Genomic DNA, 19,385 nt, shown 5'->3' with positions numbered 1-19,385 from the left:
GCCCTGTCTTTTGCAAACGCCTGTCACCGCGTTAGCGCGTGATTCTCATTTGCCTTACGTCTTCGTTTTTTAAAACCAAAAACACCCACCTGCCATCCGTCCCTTTGGAGCTATCGCGTGTTCATCCGCCCCTTGTCCACACTCTCGTCCGCTACCCCGACCTCGCTTGCGCTACAGCGCACCCCGCTGGCACAGGCCGTATTCATCGGCCTGGCCCTCGGTAGCTGCACACTGGCGCCAATGGCCGCACAAGCCGAGGCAGCCAACACCCGCCCCCACGAGGCCGCTGAAGAACCAACAGCCGTGCCGGAACTGCCCGCCACCCTGATCGACGCCCAGGCCAGCGCCAGCGAGTCACTGCCACCGGTGTATGCCGGCGGCCAGGTGGCCACGGGCGGGCGCGTCGGCCTTTTGGGCAACAAAGACTTCATGGAAACGCCGTTCAGCACCGTCAGCTACACCGACACCTACATCCAGGACCTGCAGGCCAGGGACATCACCGACGTCATCGCCGCCACCGACCCGTCGGTGTTCAGCAACGGCATGACCGGCACCTTCAGCGAGAACTACTCGATCCGCGGCTTCCAGACCAGCGTCAGCGACATGACCGTCGATGGCCTGTTCGGCATGGCGCCCTTCTATCGCGCCTCACCCGAAATGTATGAGCGCATCGAAGTGCTCAAAGGCCCATCGGCATTGCTCAACGGCATGCCGCCCGGTGGTTCGGTGGGCGGTATCGTCAACCTGATTCCCAAGCGCGCCGGCGACACGCCGCTCACCCGGGTGACCGCCACCTACGCCTCCGACGCCCAGTTCGGTGGCCATGTAGATGTGGGCCGGCGCTTCGGCGAAGGCAACCAGTTCGGTGTGCGCTTCAACGGCATGTACCGCGACGGCGACACCGCCATCGACGATCAAGGCCAGCGCAACGTGTTGTCGGCACTGGCCCTGGATTGGCGAGGCGAACGTGCCAAGCTGTCACTCGACCTGTTCGATACCGACGACCATATCCGCGGCCAGAACCGCGGCATGGGCCTGGCCGCTGGCGTGCCAGTGCCCAAGCCGCCCAAGAACGACACACTGCTCAACCCCGATTGGGCCTACGTGCAAACCAAGGACAAGGGCGTCATCTTGCGCGGCGAGTATGAGCTGAGCGACCAGTTGCTGGCCTACGGCGCGGTCGGCACCAGCAAGACCGACTACCGCTACAGCGGCGCACTGACAGCCACCGTGATCAACAGCGCCGGCGACTTCACCACTGCAATGGGCCAGTTGCAGATGGAGATCCACAAGACCTCTGCCGAAGTCGGGGTGCGTGGGCATTTCGATACCTTCGGCATCAACCACCAATGGTCGGTAAACGCCACCCAGTACAGCGACACGCAAAAGGACTTTGGCCGCCGCGCCGCCGGCTCGAACTGGACGACCAATATCTACGACCCGGTCTGGGGCCCAAAGGTGTCGGAGGCCTGGCCACTGATCGCCCATACGGAAAACGACCTGAAAAGCTATGGCATCGCCGACACCCTGTCGGTGCTGGATGACCGCGTGCAACTCACCCTCGGCGTACGTCGTCAGGAAGTGGTGACCGACACCTACAACACCACGACCGGCGCGCGCAACAAACCAGGCTACGACACCCACGCCACCACCCCCGCCGGGGCCATCCTGTTCAAACTGACCGACGAGCTTTCGCTTTACGCCAACTACATCGAAGGCCTGAGCAAAGGTGTCATCGCGCCCATTACCGCGGAAAACCGTGGCGACGTATTCGCGCCATACAAATCCAAACAGAAGGAAATCGGTGTCAAGCTCGACCTGGGCACGTTCAGCCATACCCTGGCGCTTTACGAAATCAAGCGCCCGGCCAGCAACACAGACCCGGTAACCAACATCTTCTCGTTCGGCGGCGAGCAACGTAACCGAGGGGTGGAATGGAGTTTCTTCGGCGCCCCCCTGCCCGACGTGCGCCTGATGGGTGGCGTGGCCTATGTCGACCCCAAGCTGACCAAGACCCCAGGCGGTGCCAACGATGGCAAGACCGCCACCGCCTACCCCAAGCTGCAGGGCAAGCTGGGCATGGAGTGGGACATTCCCGGCCTGGACGGGCTGACCCTGACCGGCAACGTAACATCGCAGTCCAAGCAGTACATCAATACCGAGAACAGCCTGTCGATTCCGGGCTACACGATCTTCGACGTCGGCGCCCGCTACGTTACCTTGGTCGCCAGCAAGCCGGTGACCTTGCGGGCGAACATCGCCAACCTGGGGGACAAGGATTACTGGGGGGTTCCGCTGACCCAGACCTTGGGGCTGGGCGCGCCACGGACATATCAGCTGTCGGCTAGCGTGGACTTCTAGCCGACAACCTTGCAGCGCCTGTAAAGGCCTCTTCGCGGGCTCGCCCGCTCCCACAGGTACCACCACAAGGCTGACGATTGTGGTGGCTCTGTGGGAGCGGGCGAGCCCGCGAAGCAGGCGACGCGGTTCATGATCGGTGCATCAGCCGCGCAACTGGTACCAGGTGGTCTTGAGCTGCGAATACTTGTCGAACGAATGCAGCGACAGGTCGCGGCCAAAACCCGACTGCTTGCCCCCGCCGAACGGCACCGTCACATCCAGCGCATCAACCGTGTTCACCGACACGGTGCCAGCCTTCAACGCCCGCGCCACCCGGTGCACCTGGTTGAAGTCGTCACTCCACACCGAAGCCGCCAGGCCATAGATGCTGTCGTTGGCCAGGCGTACCGCTTGTTCTTCCGTGTCGAAGGCGCTGACGGCCAGCACCGGTCCGAACACCTCCTCGCGCGCCAGGCTCATGCGGCCCTCGACGCCGGCAAAAATGGTCGGCTCGATGTAGTTGTCCGCACCGTCGATGGTCAGGCGTCGGCCACCACACACCAACCGCGCCCCCTCTTGCCCGGCACGCGCAATGGCGGCCTCGATGCGCCCAGTCTGCTCGGCATCGACAATGGCCCCCGCGCGGCTCGCCGGGTTCAGCGGGTTACCCGGCAACCACTGGCGGGCCTTGGCCTGCAGGCGCTCGACGAACTCATCATGGATGGAGCGCTGCACGTACAGCCGCGAGTTGGCCGAGCACACCTCGCCCTGGTTGAAGAAAATGCCGAAGGCGGCCTTTTCCGCAGCCAGGTCCAGGTCCTGGCAGTTTTCGAACACCAGGTTGGGGCTCTTGCCGCCGCACTCCAGCCACACCTGCTTGAGGTTGGACTGCGCCGAATACTGCATGAAGTACTTGCCCACCTGGGTAGAGCCGGTGAACACCAGGCAGTCCACATCCGGGTGCAGGCCCAGCGCCTGCCCGGCCTGCTCGCCCAGGCCCGGCACTACGTTCAGCACGCCTTCCGGCAAGCCCGCCTCCAGCGCCAGCTGGGCCAGGCGCAAGGCCGAGAACGGCGACTGTTCGGCGGGTTTGAGCACCACGCTGTTACCGGCGGCCAGCGCCGGGGCCAGCTTCCAGGCGGCCATGTCGAGGGGGAAGTTCCACGGCACCACGGCCGCGACTACACCCAGTGCTTCGCGGGTGATGGTGGCCAGCGCATTCGGGGCCGTGGGCGCCACCTGGTCGTACAGCTTGTCCAGCGCCTCGCCGTACCAGGCGAACACCTGTGCCGAGCCCGGCACGTCGATGTTGTAGGCGTCCATCACCGGCTTGCCCATGTTCAGCGAATCCAGCAAGGCCAGCTCTTCGCGATGGGCCATGATCAGCTCGGCCAAGCGCAGCAGCACCCGCTTGCGCTCGCCCGGGGCCATGCGTGGCCACGGGCCTTGCTCGAAGGCCCAGCGCGCACTGGCGACGGCCAGGTCGACCTCGGCCTGGCCGCAGGCAGCGACCTGTGCCAGTACGTTGTTGGTGGCGGGGTTGACGGCGGAGAAAGTGGCGCCGTCCTGTGCGTTGACGGGCGTGCCGTTAATCAGCGCCTGGGACGACAGGTACAGGTCCGAGGCGCGTTGTTGCCAGAATTCGAGGGTGTACATTTGTACTCCTTATGACCAATGGAGCGCTTTGCAATGCCTGTGGGCGCTGTGGGAGCGGGCGTGCCCGCGAATCAGGCAGCACGGTGAATGGCACCGGCTTCGCCGGTGTTCGCGGGCACGCCCGCTCCCACAGGGGTAGGCGATAGGCTTGCGAGCGGGTTAGAGCTTTCCGACCAGACGGGCCGTGCGGTCCACTGCAATGCGGGTTTTCTCCACCAGCTCATCCAGCTCGCTGTGGTTGGCGATCAAGGCCGGGGCCATGATCATCCGCCCCAGGGTCGAGCGAATGATCACCCCTTCCTCGAAACCAAAGGTGCGGCACTGCCAGGCCAGGTCGTTCTCGTTGGCAAAGCGCTTGCGCGTCGGCTTGTGCTCGGCGAACTGCAGCGCCGCCACCAGCCCGGCGCCCTGCACCTGGCCAATCAAGGGGTGGTCGGCGAACACCTCGCGCAAGATGCGCTGCAGGTACGGCCCGGTGTCGTCCTTCACCTGGCGCACGATGCCTTCGTCGCGCAACGCTTTCAGGTTGGCAATGGCCACCGCCGCTGCCACCGGGTGACCGGAATAGGTCAGGCCGTGGGCGAACACCCCGCCACGCTCCACCAACGCCTCGGCAATGCGCTTGCTCAGCACCAGGCCACCCATGGGCACATAGCCGCTGGTCAGGCCCTTGGCAATCGACAAGGTGTCGGGTTCGAAGCCGAAATACTCATGGGCGAACCATTCGCCGGTGCGGCCAAAGCCACCGATCACCTCATCGGCGCACAGCAGCACGTCGTATTGGCGGCAAATACGCTGGATTTCCGGCCAGTAGCTTTCTGGCGGGAAAATCATGCCGCCCGCACCCTGGAACGGTTCGGCAATGAAGCCGGCGACGTTCTCGGCACCCAGCTCGAGAATTTTTTCCTCCAGTTGCAGGGCGCAGCGGCGGCCGAACTCGGCCGGGGTCAGCTCGCCACCCTCGGCGTACCAGTACGGCTCGTCGATGTGCGCCACATCCGGAATCAGCCCGCCCATTTCGTGCATGAACTTCATGCCGCCCAGCGCCGTGGCCGCCAGGGTCGAGCCGTGGTAGCCGTTCCAGCGGCCAATCATGATTTTCTTGCTTGGCTGGCCGACCACCTGCCAGTAGCGGCGGACGGTGCGGATCAGCACCTCGTTGGCCTCGGAGCCGGAGTTGGTGTAGATCGCGTGGCTGTAGTGCCCCGGCAACAGGCTGAACAGCAACTCGGACAGCTCGATCACCGCCGGGTGGGTGGTGTGGAAGAACATGTTGTAGTAGGCCAGCTGGTCCATCTGCGCGGCAGCCGCGGCCGTCAGGTCACGGCGGCCATAGCCAAGCTGGGTGCACCACAGGCCGGACATGCCATCGAGGTAGCGCTTGCCCTCGCTGTCCCACAGGTGCAGGCGCTCGCCACCGACGATCACCCGTGGCCCTTCGGCGTTCAGCGCCTTCTGGTCGAGGAAGGCATGGATGTGGTGGGCGGCATCGGCTGCCTGGTAGTCACGGGTCTGGCGTTGCGGGGCGAAAGGCGCGTTCATTGTTGGTTTTCCTTTGCGGTGGGGTTGCAGGGTGGCTGGCGCTCAGCGCAGCTTGCCCATGTAGCTTTCCAGCGGGTCCTTGCCCAGCACGCCCTGGGCATTGGCCAGCGCGTCGATGAACAGGGAAAACAGCTCGGACTGGGTGCCGATGTCGAGCTTGGCGTAGACGTTCTTGCGGTGCGACTTGATGGTGTCTTCCGACACCCCCAGGCGCTCGGCCAGCGACTTGGTCGAGTGGCCGCGCAGAATCAGCTGGGCGATGCGGCATTCACGCTCGGTCAGCAGCGAACTGCCGAAGTTGTTCAGCGCGGCGTGGATACGTTGCTCGAGGATGTTCTCGAAGCGCCCGGCGCGGCTGTCCAGCCCGGCAAAATGCTTGCTGAGTACCGCCAGCACCCAGGGCGTGACGAGCCCGAACAGCGTGCGGCTTTGCCCATCGAGCTTGTCGGTGAAGGCCAGCGAAACCGCCAGGCTTTGCCCGGGCGCCACCTGCAGGATGTAGTTGAGTTCGTCCTGCAGGTGCGAATGGCGGTAGAACGACTGGTAGTACTCGCTGACTTCGAAGTGGTCGGGCGCCACTTCGAACAGGCCGTAGCAACCGGATTCGACTTGCTCCACGCAAGCACCGTAGAACGGGTCGAGCAGGTAGAAGCCAGACAGATAGCGGCTGACATTGCCCTCGGGCTGCCAGGGTGCCTTGTCGTCCTGCTCGAACAGCGCGCAGGGCATGCCATCGTGCGGGTACAGGTAAACCGTGGTGGCCTGGATCGGCCGGATCACACCCAGTGCGGCAAACAGGCTGGCGGCAAAGCCCGGCCGGCCGATTGCCTCGGTGACCTTGGCCTGGTGCTCGAACCAGTGTTCTGAAAGCAATTGAGTAGTCACTGTGGGCCTGCCGTTTCTATTCAGTGGCACCGCCGCCTGTGCGGTGCGTTGTTGACCAGATACTCCCACGGCCCTGCGGACACCGAAATCACCCTTTGGGGTGAGCCGGGCGAGGTCCGCCCTCGCTCACCCCAAAGGGTGATTCCGGGTGCCTGCAGGGTGTGGGAGCATCAACCCGCCCCAGCGCTGCGAGCCTTTCGCTCGACCTCCTTGCACAACACCCACCGGTAGCGAGCCTGCTCGCCTACTGCGGTGTCCTGCATCCCTTTCCAGGAGTTAGCAATGCATACAACAACAAGTACAGCCCATAGCCCCGCACACAGCCCCGCCCCAAATGCACCTTCGCAACCCAACGCCAGCACCGGGCGCTTGCGCAAGTCCATGGGCATGACCGCCCTGGTGCTGTTCGGCCTGGCCTACATGGTGCCCCTGGCCGTATTCACCACCTACGGGCTGGTCACCCAGATGACCAAAGGGCACTTGCCCACCGCCTATCTGCTGACCCTTGCCGCCATGCTGCTGACCGCCTACAGCTATGGCCGCATGGTCCAGGCCCACCCCTACTCCGGTTCGGTCTACACCTACACGCGCAAAGCCTTCGGCAGCCACATCGGCTTCATCACTGGCTGGACGCTGCTACTCGACTACATCTTTCTACCGCTGCTCAGCTACCTGCTGATCGGCATCTATATGTCGGAATACTTCCCGACCATCCACGCCTGGGTGTGGGTGGCGGGCTCCATTGCCCTGGTCACCTTCCTCAACCTGATCGGCATCGAGTCGATCACCCGGGTCAACTGGATCCTGGTGGTGGTGCAGTTGGTGTTCATCATCGTCTTCGTCGCCCTGTCCGTGCTCAAGCTCAGCGGGCAAGCAGAGCCCGTGTCGCTGCTGGCGCCCTTCCACCACGAAGGCTTCAGCGTGCCGCTGATCATGACCGGTGCCGCCGTGCTGTGCCTGTCGTTCCTCGGCTTCGACGCGGTGTCGACCATGGCTGAAGAAACCAGCAACCCGACTTACCGTATTCCCGTGGCGATTCTGGCGGTGTCGTTGATCGGCGGCCTGCTGTTCCTGGTGGTGTCGTATTGCGCGCAGATGGTGTTCCCCGACTGGGGCAGCTTCGCCGACCCCGATTCGGCCTCGGTGGACGTGATGCGCCGGGTAGGCGGCGAGCTGCTGGTAACCGCGTTCACCGCCACCTACGTGGCCGGCTGCTTCGCCTCGGCCATGGTGTCCCAGGCCAGCGTATCGCGCGTGCTGTTCGCCATGGGCCGCGACGGCGCATTGCCGAGGGCGTTCGGCCAGTTGGCGACGAAAAAGCGCGTACCGGCCACCGCCATCCTGGTGGTCAGCCTGGTGTCGATGATCGCCCTGGTGATCACCCTAGACACCGTGGCCAACATGATCAGCTTTGGCGCGCTGTTCGCCTTCTCGGCGGTAAACCTGGCGGTGGTCAAGCACTACCTGGTCGACCAGAAACTGCGCGGCGGCCGCAACTACCTGCTGTACGGTGCCATTCCTGGGCTGGGTTTTCTCAGCACGCTGTGGCTGTGGAGCAGCCTGACCAGCTTGTCGTTCACCATTGGCCTGTGCTGGCTGGGCATGGGCCTGGTGGTGCTGATGGGCCTGACTCGCGCCTTCCGGGTGAAATTGCCGGAGTTGCAGATGGCCGAGTGACGCCATACACCGGGTGATAACTAAACGTTATCACCTGATCCGCATTAATCATTATTCAGCCTCCCGTTCGCCCCCTACAGTCCAACCCCAACGACTGTCATTGCCAACGGGAGACGAAATGTCCATCGAACACCGCCTGAACCACATCGCCGGCCAACTCAGCGGCAACGGCGACGTGCTGCTGAACAGCGTCGACGCCCACACCGGCGAGCCGCTGCCCTACGCCTTCCATCAGGCCACCGGCGATGAGGTCGAGGCCGCCGTGCAGGCCGCCGAGGCCGCCTACCCGGCCTACCGCAGCACCAGCCCCGCCCAGCGTGCCGAATTCCTCGAGGCCATCGCCAACCAACTGGACGCACTGGGCGATGACTTCATCCAGCATGTGATGCGCGAAACCGCGCTGCCAGAAGCCCGTATCCGCGGCGAACGCGCCCGCACCAGCAACCAGCTGCGCCTGTTTGCCGAGGTGGTACGCCGTGGCGACTTCTACGCCGCTCGCATCGACCGCGCCCTGCCCCAACGCACCCCGCTGCCGCGCCCGGACCTGCGCCAGTACCGCATCGGCGTGGGCCCGGTGGCCGTGTTCGGCGCCAGCAACTTCCCACTGGCCTTCTCCACAGCCGGTGGTGACACGGCTTCGGCGCTGGCCGCCGGCTGCCCGGTGGTGTTCAAGGCACACAGCGGGCACATGCTCACGGCCGCCCACGTGGCCGCCGCCATCGACCGCGCGGTGGCCAGCAGCGGCATGCCGGCAGGCGTGTTCAACATGATCTACGGGTCTGGTGTGGGCGAAGCACTGGTCAAGCACCCGGCCATTCAAGCGGTCGGTTTCACCGGCTCGCTGCGCGGTGGCCGTGCCCTGTGCGACATGGCGGCGGCACGCCCGCAGCCGATCCCGGTGTTTGCCGAAATGAGCAGCATCAACCCGGTGATCGTGCTGCCCCAGGCGCTGCAAGCCCGTGGCGAGCAAGTGGCTGGCGAGCTGGCCGCCTCGGTGGTGCTGGGTTGCGGGCAGTTCTGCACCAACCCGGGCCTGGTGGTGGGCATCCAGTCACCGCAGTTCGAGCGTTTCGTGAACACGCTGGTGGCACGCATGGCCGACCAGGGTCCGCAAACCATGCTCAACGCCGGCACCCTGCGCAGCTACCAGAACGGTGTGCAGCACCTGCTGGCGCACCCAGGCGTCCAGCAGCTGGCCGGGCAGCCGCAAACGGGTAACCAGGCTCAGCCGCAGCTGTTCAAGGCCGACGTAAGCCTGCTGCTCAACGGTGACCCGCTGCTGCAGGAAGAAGTCTTCGGTCCGACCACCGTAGTGGTCGAAGTGGCCGATGCCCAGCAACTGGCCGAAGCACTGCGCCACCTGCAAGGCCAGCTGACGGCCACCCTGATTGCCGAGCCCGACGACCTGGAGGCCTTCGCCACGCTGGTACCGCTGCTGGAACGCAAGGCCGGGCGCCTGCTGCTCAATGGCTACCCGACCGGTGTGGAAGTGTCCGATGCCATGGTGCATGGCGGGCCTTACCCAGCCACTTCCGACGCACGCGGTACATCGGTGGGTACCTTGGCCATCGACCGCTTCCTGCGCCCCGTGTGTTTCCAGAACTACCCGGATGCGCTGCTGCCGGACGCACTGAAAAGTGCCAACCCACTGGGGATTGCGCGTTTGCTCGATGGCGTGAGCAGCCGCGACGCGGTGTAATACCGCATCGGCTGAACTGGCACGGCGCCCTTTAGCCGTGCCAGTCTCGAAGGCAGCGCTGAAACGAGGCAATGACCTGGCTACCCTGTCGCTCGGCCAGGTAATACAGGTAAGTCTCTGTGTACACCGGGTCCCGCGCAATGCGGACCACTTTCAAGCAGGGGTCGGCGATGTATTCCGCCTCGGACACCGCACCAATGCCAATGCCACGGATCACCGCCTCGCGCAGTGCCTCGCGGCTGCCGATCTCCATGACGATGCGCGGTGTTACCTGCGCAGCATCCAGCGCATTGTCCAACGCCAGTCGCGTGGTTGAACCCTGCTCACGGCGCAGCAACGGCTGCCCCTGCAGCGCCTGCAGCGCAACCTGGTCATGGCGGGCGAACGGGTGATCGGCGCGGACGAACAGGATCACCGCGTGCCTGGCATAGCGTTGAGCGACGAACGCCGGGTCATCATGCAGCCCTGCCAACACGCCGATATCGGTCACGTAGCCCTGAAGGTCGGCCAGCACCGACGCCGAGTTGCCCACACGGATCGACACATCGATTTGTGGATACGCCTGCCGGTAGCGGTCGACCATCTCGATCACATGGAACGGCCCCACTGCGCCGATCTTCAGTTCCCCCCGGTTAAGCTGGCCACTGTCGCGCAACAGGCTGGTGGCCTCCGCCTCGAGCATCGACATGCGCTGGGCAATCGGCAACAAGGCGCGGCCAACGGCGGTCAGCTCGATGCGCCGGCCACGACGATGGAACAGCTCGACGTTGAATTCGCGCTCCAGCCCCTGGATCTGGTTGGTCGCAGTCGGCTGGCTGAGGCCGATGGCCCTGGCGCCAGCACTGAAGCTGGCATGCCGGGCCACGGCAAGGAACGTACGCAGGCGAGCGGTGGACATCCATAGATCCTTTGAATGGTTGGCTGGCGAAACCCATATTGAATTGATGGCGTGACTGTCACATGACAGCCCTAGTTTTGGCACTACCGACAACAACCACTCCGGTAACGCCATGACGCCCCTCCCGAAACTGTTGCGCTATGCCCGCCTCGCCCTGCTGCCACTGCTGCTCACCCCCGCCGTGCAAGCCCAGCAGGCGCTTACCGTCGGCCTGATCCCGTCGGAAGACTCCCAGGCCATGATCAAGAGCAGCCAGCAGGTGCTCGACCAGTTGCAAGCGCGCCTGGGCATGCCGGTCAAGCCGTTCGTTGCCACCGACTACAACGGCGTGATCGAAGCCCTGCGCGCCGGCAAGCTGGACGTCGCCTACCTCGGCCCGTTCTCCTATGTCCTAGCCAACCAGGTAGCGGGCGCCGAAGCCTTTGCCGTGGCCGTGACCAGGAAGACCGCCAGCAGTGCCTACCACAGCCTGATCATTGCCCGCCAGGACAGCGGCATCCGCACGCTCGACGACCTCAAGGGGCATACCTTTGCCTTCGTCGACCCCAGCTCCGCCTCCGGCCACCTGTTCCCCAAGGCCGGCCTGGAACACGCCGGGCACGACCCGAAAACCCTGTTCTCGCGGGTGATCTTCTCAGGCTCGCACGACGCCAGCATCCTCGCCGTGGAAAACCGCAAGGTCGATGCCGCCGCCGTGGCCGATCGCATCCTGGCCGGCGCCGTGAACAGTGGTCAGGTCAGGCAGCAGGACTTCCAGGTGGTGTGGACCTCGCCAGACATTCCCGAATCACCGATGGTCTGGCGCAAGAACCTCGCCCCCCAACTGCAGGCCAAGCTGCGCAGCGCCTTTGCCGAGATCAAGGATGTCCCGTGGGGCGACCAGGGCATGCTCAATGGCTTCCAGCCAACCACCGATGCCAGCTACAACGTGGTGCGTGACACGGCCAAGGTGCTCGACCTCGACCTGCGGAGCCTGAAATGATCCGCATCCGCCAACTGGCCAAGCGCTACGCCGACAACCCAGTGCTGCGCGGCATCGACCTGGACGTTCAAGCCGGTGAATTCGTGGTGATCCTCGGCCAGTCCGGCGCTGGCAAGTCGACCTTGCTGCGCTGCATGAACCGCCTGGCCCAGGCCGACAGCGGCGAGCTGCAGGTGGCCGGGGTAAACGCCATGCGCGCAGCCGACCAACGCGCCCTGCGCCGGCAGGTGGCGATGATCTTCCAGCATCACAACGTGGTGCCGCGCCTGTCGGTGCTGAAGAACGTGCTAACCGGGCGCCTGGGCCATTGCAGCACCCTCGCCTCGCTGTTGCAGCTGTTCCGCCGCGACGACGTGGCACTGGCGCGTGACTGCCTGCGCCGGGTGGAGCTGGAGCACAAGGCCGACTCACGCACCGATGCACTGTCTGGCGGGCAGATGCAGCGGGTGGGCATCGCCCGGGCGCTGGCCCAGCGGCCCCAGGTGATCCTGGCCGACGAGCCGGTCGCCAGCCTCGACCCGAACACGGCGCAGGTGGTGATGCATTACCTGCGCGAAGCCAGCCGCACGCTGGGCATTACCGTGGTGTGCAACCTGCACCAGGTCGATCTGGCCCGGGCCTTCGCCGACCGCATCATCGGCCTGGCCAGCGGGCGCCTGGTGTTCGATGGCCCGCCCGGGCAACTGGACGAAGCGGCGCTGCAGCGTATCTATCACACAGCATCCGCCCTTGAGCCAGCGCTACCACTGGCCGTACCCCAGCCGATGCTGGCCACTGGCACAGGAGCCTCGGCATGAACTCACGAAGCCATCAATGGCTGGTCGATACACCCACCCGCGCTCGTGGCTGGCTGGGCACTGCCGCGCTGCTACTGGCAGTGCTCCTGGTGTTGCAGTGGAGCGCCGAAGGGGCACAACTAAGCTGGGGCGAGTTGGCCAACGGGCTGCCGCAGATCGGCGATTTTCTCGGTCGCTCGCTGCCGCCCGACCTGAGCATCCTGCCCAGCCTGTGGCGTCCGGCCCTGGAAACCCTGCAAATCGCCTTGTGGGGCACCCTGCTGGGGATCATCCTCGCCGTGCCACTGGGCTTTCTGGCGGCGCGCAACCTGCACGGCAACCGCTGGCTGTACCAGGCCACCCGGCAGGTGCTGAACGTGATCCGCAGCATCAACGAACTGATCCTGGCGCTGGTGTTCGTCTCGGCGGTGGGGTTGGGGCCCTTCCCGGGCGTACTGGCCCTGGCGCTGCATGGCGTGGGCATGCTCGGCAAGTTCTTCGCCGAAAGCATCGAGGAGATCGACCAAGGGCCGATTGAAGCACTGCAGGCGACCGGCGCACGGCCATTGCAGGTAATCGCTTTCGGCGTGCTGCCGCAGGTGATCACGGCCTGGATCGCCGTGGTGCTGTACCGCTTCGAGGTGAACCTGCGTTCGGCCACGGTACTCGGCATGGTTGGCGCCGGTGGCCTGGGCTTCGAGCTGGTCAGCAGCCTGAAGCTGTTCAAGTACCAGGAAACCGCCACGTGCATCCTGGTCATCACCGTGATGGTGGTACTGGCCGACCTGGCCTCCAACCGCCTGCGCCACGCGATCCAGGGCAACGCCCGCCACTGATTCGCGGCCCAGCCCTCAACACAAGCAACCTGCCACGTGCGCCCGCTGGGCGCGCGACGGGCAAACCATGCCTGGAGTTCACGCCATGCACGCACTTCCCGTTATCGGCCTGGCCGATAGCACCCTGCAATCAATCGATTGGAACGAAAACCGCCAGCCGTCGAGCATGGCCGCACCTTCCAACAACAATAAGGAACTGCCCATGCCTGCCTGCTTCCACAACCCGGTCACCACCGTTTTCGGCGGTGGCAGCCTGGACCAGATCGCCGAACACTGCCCCGGCAAAGTCGCCTTGGTCACCTTCCCCGAAGCCGCGCAGCTCGGCCTGCTGGCCAGGGTGCGCAGCCTGTTGGGCGAGCGCCTGGTGTGCGTGATCGACAACGTGCAACCCAACCCTGACGTGGCCTGGTTGCGCGGCGTGCACGAAGCGTTCTGGGCCGAGCATGGCGATTGCGACACCGTGCTGGCACTGGGCGGTGGCAGCGCGATCGATACCGCCAAGGCGCTGATTGTCGGTACCGACTCTGGCCGCTTCGACGAACTGCTTGAGCTACTGGCCAGTGGCAAGCCGTTCACGCCACCCCGGCACAAGACCTTGGTGGCCGCGCCGACCACGGCCGGCACCGGCAGCGAGGTGACGCCGTGGGCCACCCTGTGGGACGCTGGCCAGCAGAAAAAGTACTCCCTGCACCTGCCCTGCACCTGGCCCAGCGTGGCAGTGATCGACCCACAGCTGATGCTCAGTGTGCCGGCTGCCGTAACCGTGTCCACCGGGCTGGATGCCTTGTCCCACGCGCTGGAGTCGATCTGGAACCACAACGCCAACCCACTCTCCGATACCTTCGCACTGTCGGCCATCGAGGACATTCTCGACTGCCTGCCACGCCTGCAGCAGGACCTTGGCAACCCCGAACTGCGTGCACGCATGGCCTTGGCCGCGCTGAAGGCCGGGCTGGCTTTTTCCAACACCAAGACCGCGCTGGCCCACTCCATTTCCTACGAAATGACCTTGCGCCATGGCCTGCCCCACGGCATTGCCTGCTCGTTCACCCTGCCGCTGGTGCTGGGCCTGGCCTGGGGCCGTGATGCCGGGCGCGACCAGACCCTGCAGAAGGCCTTCGGCCACGACCTGGCGGCGGCGCAACAGCGCTTGCGGGCGTTTCTCCACCGCCTGGGCGTGCGCACCGAATTCGAAGATTACGGCGTGACAGCCGCCGAAGCCGAGGCGATGATCGACGCCGCCATGCAGGGCGCCCGCGGGCGCAATTTCATCGGCGCGCAAGCCGCCTGATTTTCTGCGTTTTTCCTGTAGCACCTTTCAAGAGTGCCGACTCGCCGAGCCCCATGGGCTGGCGCCAGAGAACAAAAAGGAAACCGTCATGAACCGCGCACAAACCCTGACTGGCACAATGCCCAGCACCCTGCCGTTTCGCCTTGCGCAATGGCGCATGCTGCTGGCCGCCATGTTCTGCTATTTGTTCTTCTACACCGGGCGGCAAACCTTCGGCTTCGCCATCCCTGGGATTCAGGCCGAGTTCGGCCTGAGCAAGGAAACCCTGGGCTGGGCCTCCACCGCCATGCTGTGGATGTATGCCGTTGGCCAAGCCATCAATGGCAACCTCGCCGACAAGTTCGGCGGCCGTAAAATCATGAGCATCGGTGCCGTGTTGTCGTGCGGCGCCAACTGGGTCACCAGCTTTGCCGGCGGTTTTCTCAGCCTGATCCTGCCTTGGGGCGTCAACGGCTACTTCCAGGCCCTGGGCTGGGCGCCCGGCAGCCGCCTGCTGTCGAACTGGTGGAGCGCAGCCGAGCGCGGCAAGGTCTATGGCTTCTATGTGTTCGCCGCCGGCTGTGCCTCGGTGCTGTCGTATGTCACCTCGGTGGTGGTGATCGATGTGCTGCACCTGGAGTGGCGCTGGATCTTCCGCCTGCCGGTGCTGTTGATGCTGGCCGGGGGCATCGTCTTCTATCTGGTAGCGCGGGAGCGCCCGCAGGACATGGGTTACCCGGCGCTGGACGACACCGGCGTGGCCAATGCCGAAGACCGTGCCAACGAGGCCAGCCTGGGCGGCGAAGAAACTTCGCGCCAGCGTTACCTGGCAGTGCTGAAGAACCCGCGCCTGCTGGTGGCGGCGGTGTCGCTGGGCTTCCAGAACGCTGCACGCTACGGCCTGATCGTCTGGGTGCCCGTGCATTTCCTTGGCGCCAACTGGCAGAAAGGTGACAGCTTCATCGACCCGAAATGGATCACCATCGCCTTGCCGGTAGGCATGGCCGTGGGCGCGCTGAGCAATGGCTGGGTGTCGGACAAGCTGTTCGGCAGCAAACGCTACCTGGCGATCATGCTGTACATGGTGCTGGGCGCGCTCACCAGCCTGTGGATGTGGAGCTTGCCGGCACACAGCGCGGTCGGCCTGCTGGCGCTGTTCCTCTGCGGCTTCTTCGTCTACGGCCCGGCATCGAGCTTCTGGGCGCTGTGCCCGGACCTGGTCGGCGCGCGCCGCGCCGGTACCGCCACCGGGATCATGAACTTCGCCTCGTACCTGTTCGCCGGGCTGGCAGAGCCGCTGATCGGACGTATGCTCGACACCACCGGCAACACCTCGCTGATTTTCGTCGTGGTCACCAGTGCCTGCGCCTGCAGTGCCCTGGTCGCCCTGTTCGTGCGCCGCTGAGGGTGCCTGCCATGTCGTCCATGCCATTGCCAAAGAGGTGTCATGTACCAGTACCACAAGTGGTTGCGCTCGTTTCATGCGGTGGCGCGCACCGGCAGCTTCACCCAGGCCGCCGAGTTGCTGAGCATCGGCCAGCCAACCATCAGCGAGCAGGTCAGCGGCCTGGAAAAGCGCTTTTGCGTGGAGCTGTTCCACCGCCGAGGGCGCTTTATCGAGCTCAGCCCGGCAGGCCGCCAGCTGTACGAAATTACCCAGGGCCTGTTCGGCCAGGAGGACGAAGCGCTGCAGCTGTTGCAGAGCTTCCAGCAGCGCAAGCAAGGCATGTTGCGCATCGGTGCGGTGTCGCCGCCGATTGCCATGAGCCTGACCTACGAGCTGATGCAGCGCTACCCGCAGATCGAGCTGGAAACCTCGTTCAGCAGCGAAGCCGGCACGCTGGAGCGGCTGTACAACTTCGACATCGACCTGGCCATCCTCGCCTTGTCGGAGTTCGACCAGCGCTTGAGCACGCGGCTGTACCGCACCTGCCCGATTCTGGCGGTGGTGCGCGACGACCACCCGTGGGCACGGCAAGCGAGTGTCAGCGTCAAAGACATCGCCGGTCAGCGGGTGGTGTTGCGCGAAGCGGCATCGCGCACCCGTCAACTGGTAGAAGAAGGCTGTCGCCAGCATGGCGTGACACTGGACTGCGCGATGCAGCTGAACAGCCGCGAGGCCATCGTGCATGCGGTGGTGCACGGTATTGGCGTGGGCTTCGTTTCGGCGGTGGAGTACGCCGACCGCCCCGGCACGCGCTCCATCGCCTTTGCCGAAGACCCGTTCCACATCAGCTACTACCTGTGCTGCCTGGGCATCCGCCGTAACCGGGCGATCATCGCTGAGCTGTTCGACGCGCTCAACGCGCACTGATACCTCCATGACCACCGCGAGCCTGCCCATGCGCCGGGCGGGCCGCACTCACCTTGCGTTTTCATCCACTGGAGTTTTGCCATGCACTATCAGCAACCCAAGCAACTGCAAGCCGCCATTCTCGACTGGGCCGGCACCGTGGTGGATTTTGGCTCGTTCGCCCCCACCCAGATCTTTGTCGAGGCCTTTGCCGAGTTCGGCGTGCAGGTCAGCCTGGAAGAAGCCCGCGGGCCCATGGGGATGGGCAAGTGGGACCACATTCGCACCCTGTGCAATGTGCCGGCCATCGCCGCGCGTTACCAGGCCGCCTTCGGCCACCTGCCAAGCGACGACGATGTGACAGCCATCTATGAGCGCTTCATGCCCTTGCAGATCGAGAAGATCGCCGACCATTCGGCGCTGATCCCCGGGGCGCTGGAGGCCATCGCCCAGATCCGTCAACAAGGGCTGAAAATCGGCTCGTGCTCCGGTTACCCGGCGGTGGTGATGGAAAAGGTGGTGGCCCTGGCTTTGCGCAACGGCTACAGCGCCGACCACGTGGTGGCAACCGACGAGGTACCCAACGGCCGCCCCTACCCAGCGCAGGCGCTGGCCAACGTGATTGCCCTGGGGGTAAGCGATGTGGCGGCTTGCGTCAAGGTCGACGACACCTGGCCGGGCATTCTCGAAGGCCGCAGCGCCGGCATGTGGACGGTTGCCCTGACCTGCTCGGGCAACGCGCTTGGGCTCACCTATGACCAGTACAAGGCACTGCCCGAAGCGGAACTGGACCAACAACGCCAGCGCATCGGCAACCTGTTCGAAGGCTCGCGGCCGCATTACCTGATCGACACCATCGCCGAGCTACCCGGGGTAATCGCCGATATCAACGCCCGCCTGGCACGTGGGGAAATGCCCCAGAGCAGTTGATACCTAAGCTGCACGGTCAAACCCGCACTCACAAGGATTGCGCCGACTTTCAAGGTTGTGCGACGCCCTTGTGGGAGCGGGCTTGCCCGCGAAGAGAACGGCACGGGCCTAGCAAAGCTGTATACAATCGGCAAAAACCTTGATTACAATGCCCTGCGCCTATGACATCGGTCATCGCCGATGCGTATTGCGACAGGCTTGCGCCATGTCATCTACAAACCCTGCAAAAACCCTACTCGTCAAAAACGCCGCACTGCTGGTCACCATGGACGGCGAACGCCGCGAGATCAAGAACGGCGGCCTGTTCATCGAAGACAACCTGATCAAACAGGTCGGCCCCAGCGATACCCTCCCGCAACACGCCGACGTGATTCTGGACATGGCCGGCAAAGTGGTCATCCCTGGCCTGGTCAACACCCACCACCACATGTACCAGAGCCTCACCCGCGTGGTACCCGCGGCCCAGGACGGCGAACTGTTCAACTGGTTGACCAACCTGTATCCGATCTGGGCGCGCCTGACCCCCGAAATGATCGCGGTGTCGACCCAGACCGCCATGGCCGAACTGATCCTTTCTGGCTGCACCACCTCCAGCGACCACCTGTACATCTACCCCAACGGTTGCAAGCTCGACGACAGCATCCACGCTGCCGCCGAGATCGGCATGCGCTTCCACGCCGCGCGCGGCAGCATGAGCGTGGGCCAGAGCCAGGGCGGCTTGCCACCTGACTCGGTGGTGGAAAAAGAAGCCGACATCCTCAAAGAGTCGCAACGCCTGATCGAGGACTATCACGATGCCAGCCACGGCTCGATGCGCCGCATCGTGGTGGCGCCGTGCTCGCCGTTTTCGGTGAGCCGCGACCTGATGCGCGAAGCTGCCGTGCTGGCGCGTCAGTACGGGGTATCGCTGCACACCCACCTGGCCGAGAACGTCAACGACATCGCCTACAGCCGCGAGAAATTCGGCATGACCCCTGCCGAGTACGCCGAAGACCTCGGCTGGGTCGGCCACGATGTCTGGCATGCGCACTGCGTGCAGCTCGACCAGCACGGCATCGAGCTGTTCGCCCGCACGGGCACCGGTGTCGCCCACTGCCCATGCTCGAACATGCGCCTGGCCTCGGGGATCGCCCCGGTGCGCAAGATGCGCGACCACGGCGTACCGGTTGGCCTGGGCGTCGACGGTTCGGCCTCCAACGACGGCGCCAGCATGATCGGTGAAGTGCGCCAGGCCCTGCTACTGCAGCGGGTGGGTTTCAGCCCCGACGCCATGACCGCCCGCGAAGCACTGGAAATCGCCACGCTTGGCGGCGCCAAGGTGCTCAACCGCAATGACATCGGCGCCCTGGCCCCGGGCATGGTCGCCGACTTCGTCGCCTTCGACCTGGGCCATGTGGCCTATGCCGGCGGCCACCACGACCCACTGGCGGCGCTGGTGTTCTGCACCCCGACCCAAGTGCACACCAGCGTGATCAATGGCCGCGTGGTGGTGAAGGATGGCCAGCTGGCCACCGTCGACCTGCCACGCGTGCTGGAGCGCCACAACCAGCTGGCACACCAGTTGGTCAGCGGCGCGTGATACCCCCGGGCCGCTGCGCCCC

At 64.8% G+C, this 19,385-nt stretch carries 15 protein-coding genes; 11 read left to right on the top strand and 4 right to left on the bottom strand.

Annotated features, from left to right (window positions below; all coding sequences use genetic code 11):
- Positions 1 to 117 precede the first annotated feature (117 nt).
- Positions 118 to 2,361, top strand: coding sequence for a TonB-dependent receptor (locus tag ACNFBR_RS07980; RefSeq protein ID WP_416734388.1), 2,244 nt, complete (start codon positions 118 to 120; stop codon positions 2,359 to 2,361).
- Positions 2,362 to 2,502: 141 nt separating this feature from the next.
- On the opposite strand, the gene ACNFBR_RS07975 is transcribed toward ACNFBR_RS07980, so the two are convergent.
- The 3 genes from ACNFBR_RS07975 to ACNFBR_RS07965 form a co-directional block, all read right to left on the bottom strand.
- The gene (locus ACNFBR_RS07975; protein WP_416734387.1) at positions 2,503 to 3,996 is read right to left on the bottom strand and encodes an aldehyde dehydrogenase; all 1,494 of its coding nucleotides are present in this window, start codon (positions 3,994 to 3,996) and stop codon (positions 2,503 to 2,505) included.
- Positions 3,997 to 4,155: 159 nt separating this feature from the next.
- Positions 4,156 to 5,538 carry an aspartate aminotransferase family protein gene (locus ACNFBR_RS07970; protein ID WP_346645106.1) on the bottom strand — a complete coding sequence of 461 codons (1,383 nt, stop codon included), beginning with the start codon at positions 5,536 to 5,538 and terminating at the stop codon, positions 4,156 to 4,158.
- Between the two features lie 42 nt (positions 5,539 to 5,580).
- A complete protein-coding gene (locus tag ACNFBR_RS07965; RefSeq protein ID WP_416734386.1) occupies positions 5,581 to 6,423 on the bottom strand; it encodes a helix-turn-helix transcriptional regulator in 843 nt (280 codons plus the stop codon).
- 282 nt (positions 6,424 to 6,705) lie between these two features.
- Between ACNFBR_RS07965 and ACNFBR_RS07960 the strand changes: the two genes are divergently transcribed.
- The gene (locus ACNFBR_RS07960) at positions 6,706 to 8,100 is read left to right on the top strand and encodes an APC family permease (protein ID WP_416734385.1); all 1,395 of its coding nucleotides are present in this window, start codon (positions 6,706 to 6,708) and stop codon (positions 8,098 to 8,100) included.
- Between the two features lie 118 nt (positions 8,101 to 8,218).
- Positions 8,219 to 9,799, top strand: coding sequence for an aldehyde dehydrogenase (NADP(+)) (locus ACNFBR_RS07955; RefSeq protein ID WP_416734384.1), 1,581 nt, complete (start codon positions 8,219 to 8,221; stop codon positions 9,797 to 9,799).
- Between the two features lie 31 nt (positions 9,800 to 9,830).
- On the opposite strand, the gene ACNFBR_RS07950 is transcribed toward ACNFBR_RS07955, so the two are convergent.
- Entirely contained in the window at positions 9,831 to 10,697 is an 867-nt protein-coding gene (locus ACNFBR_RS07950; RefSeq protein WP_416734383.1) for a LysR substrate-binding domain-containing protein, read from the bottom strand.
- A 112-nt stretch (positions 10,698 to 10,809) separates the two neighbouring features.
- Here ACNFBR_RS07950 and phnD point away from each other — a divergent pair, with 112 nt between their 5' ends.
- The 8 genes from phnD to ACNFBR_RS07910 all read left to right on the top strand — a co-directional run bounded on the left by phnD (position 10,810) and on the right by ACNFBR_RS07910 (position 19,363).
- Positions 10,810 to 11,679 (top strand): phosphonate ABC transporter substrate-binding protein, encoded by an 870-nt coding sequence (gene phnD, locus ACNFBR_RS07945; protein ID WP_416734382.1) that lies wholly within the window; start codon positions 10,810 to 10,812, stop codon positions 11,677 to 11,679.
- Entirely contained in the window at positions 11,676 to 12,476 is an 801-nt protein-coding gene (gene phnC, locus ACNFBR_RS07940; protein ID WP_416734381.1) for a phosphonate ABC transporter ATP-binding protein, read from the top strand. The genes phnD and phnC overlap by 4 nt, the downstream gene beginning before the upstream one ends.
- Positions 12,473 to 13,291: a phosphonate ABC transporter, permease protein PhnE gene (phnE, locus tag ACNFBR_RS07935; protein ID WP_416734380.1), complete on the top strand. Its 819-nt coding sequence runs from the start codon at positions 12,473 to 12,475 to the stop codon at positions 13,289 to 13,291. The genes phnC and phnE overlap by 4 nt, the downstream gene beginning before the upstream one ends.
- Positions 13,292 to 13,493: 202 nt before the next feature.
- Positions 13,494 to 14,582, top strand: coding sequence for an iron-containing alcohol dehydrogenase PsrA (psrA, locus tag ACNFBR_RS07930; RefSeq protein ID WP_416734506.1), 1,089 nt, complete (start codon positions 13,494 to 13,496; stop codon positions 14,580 to 14,582).
- A gap of 88 nt (positions 14,583 to 14,670) precedes the next feature.
- A complete protein-coding gene (locus ACNFBR_RS07925) occupies positions 14,671 to 15,966 on the top strand; it encodes an MFS transporter (RefSeq protein WP_416734379.1) in 1,296 nt (431 codons plus the stop codon).
- 42 nt (positions 15,967 to 16,008) lie between these two features.
- Positions 16,009 to 16,875 carry a LysR substrate-binding domain-containing protein gene (locus ACNFBR_RS07920; protein ID WP_416734378.1) on the top strand — a complete coding sequence of 289 codons (867 nt, stop codon included), beginning with the start codon at positions 16,009 to 16,011 and terminating at the stop codon, positions 16,873 to 16,875.
- Between the two features lie 81 nt (positions 16,876 to 16,956).
- Entirely contained in the window at positions 16,957 to 17,784 is an 828-nt protein-coding gene (gene phnX / locus ACNFBR_RS07915; RefSeq protein WP_416734377.1) for a phosphonoacetaldehyde hydrolase, read from the top strand.
- Between the two features lie 205 nt (positions 17,785 to 17,989).
- A complete protein-coding gene (locus tag ACNFBR_RS07910) occupies positions 17,990 to 19,363 on the top strand; it encodes an 8-oxoguanine deaminase (protein ID WP_416734376.1) in 1,374 nt (457 codons plus the stop codon).
- Positions 19,364 to 19,385 lie beyond the last annotated feature (22 nt).

The sequence above is a fragment of the Pseudomonas sp. NY11955 genome, from assembly GCF_048068035.1.
Lineage (GTDB): Bacteria > Pseudomonadota > Gammaproteobacteria > Pseudomonadales > Pseudomonadaceae > Aquipseudomonas.
The sequence above is the reverse complement of the archived record's forward strand: the minus strand, read 5'-3'. Positions and strand labels throughout refer to the sequence as shown.

What these genes read in the sequence shown, in the direction of transcription:
- ACNFBR_RS07975 (WP_416734387.1), bottom strand. Translation starts at nt 3,996, where the DNA reads ATGTACACCCTCGAATTCTGGCAACAACGCGCCTCGGACCTGTACCTG.
- ACNFBR_RS07970 (WP_346645106.1), bottom strand. Translation starts at nt 5,538, where the DNA reads ATGAACGCGCCTTTCGCCCCGCAACGCCAGACCCGTGACTACCAGGCA.
- ACNFBR_RS07960 (WP_416734385.1), top strand. Translation starts at nt 6,706, where the DNA reads ATGCATACAACAACAAGTACAGCCCATAGCCCCGCACACAGCCCCGCC.
- ACNFBR_RS07955 (WP_416734384.1), top strand. Translation starts at nt 8,219, where the DNA reads ATGTCCATCGAACACCGCCTGAACCACATCGCCGGCCAACTCAGCGGC.
- ACNFBR_RS07950 (WP_416734383.1), bottom strand. Translation starts at nt 10,697, where the DNA reads ATGTCCACCGCTCGCCTGCGTACGTTCCTTGCCGTGGCCCGGCATGCC.
- phnD (WP_416734382.1), top strand. Translation starts at nt 10,810, where the DNA reads ATGACGCCCCTCCCGAAACTGTTGCGCTATGCCCGCCTCGCCCTGCTG.
- phnC (WP_416734381.1), top strand. Translation starts at nt 11,676, where the DNA reads ATGATCCGCATCCGCCAACTGGCCAAGCGCTACGCCGACAACCCAGTG.
- phnE (WP_416734380.1), top strand. Translation starts at nt 12,473, where the DNA reads ATGAACTCACGAAGCCATCAATGGCTGGTCGATACACCCACCCGCGCT.
- psrA (WP_416734506.1), top strand. Translation starts at nt 13,494, where the DNA reads ATGCCTGCCTGCTTCCACAACCCGGTCACCACCGTTTTCGGCGGTGGC.
- ACNFBR_RS07925 (WP_416734379.1), top strand. Translation starts at nt 14,671, where the DNA reads ATGAACCGCGCACAAACCCTGACTGGCACAATGCCCAGCACCCTGCCG.
- ACNFBR_RS07920 (WP_416734378.1), top strand. Translation starts at nt 16,009, where the DNA reads ATGTACCAGTACCACAAGTGGTTGCGCTCGTTTCATGCGGTGGCGCGC.
- phnX (WP_416734377.1), top strand. Translation starts at nt 16,957, where the DNA reads ATGCACTATCAGCAACCCAAGCAACTGCAAGCCGCCATTCTCGACTGG.
- ACNFBR_RS07910 (WP_416734376.1), top strand. Translation starts at nt 17,990, where the DNA reads ATGTCATCTACAAACCCTGCAAAAACCCTACTCGTCAAAAACGCCGCA.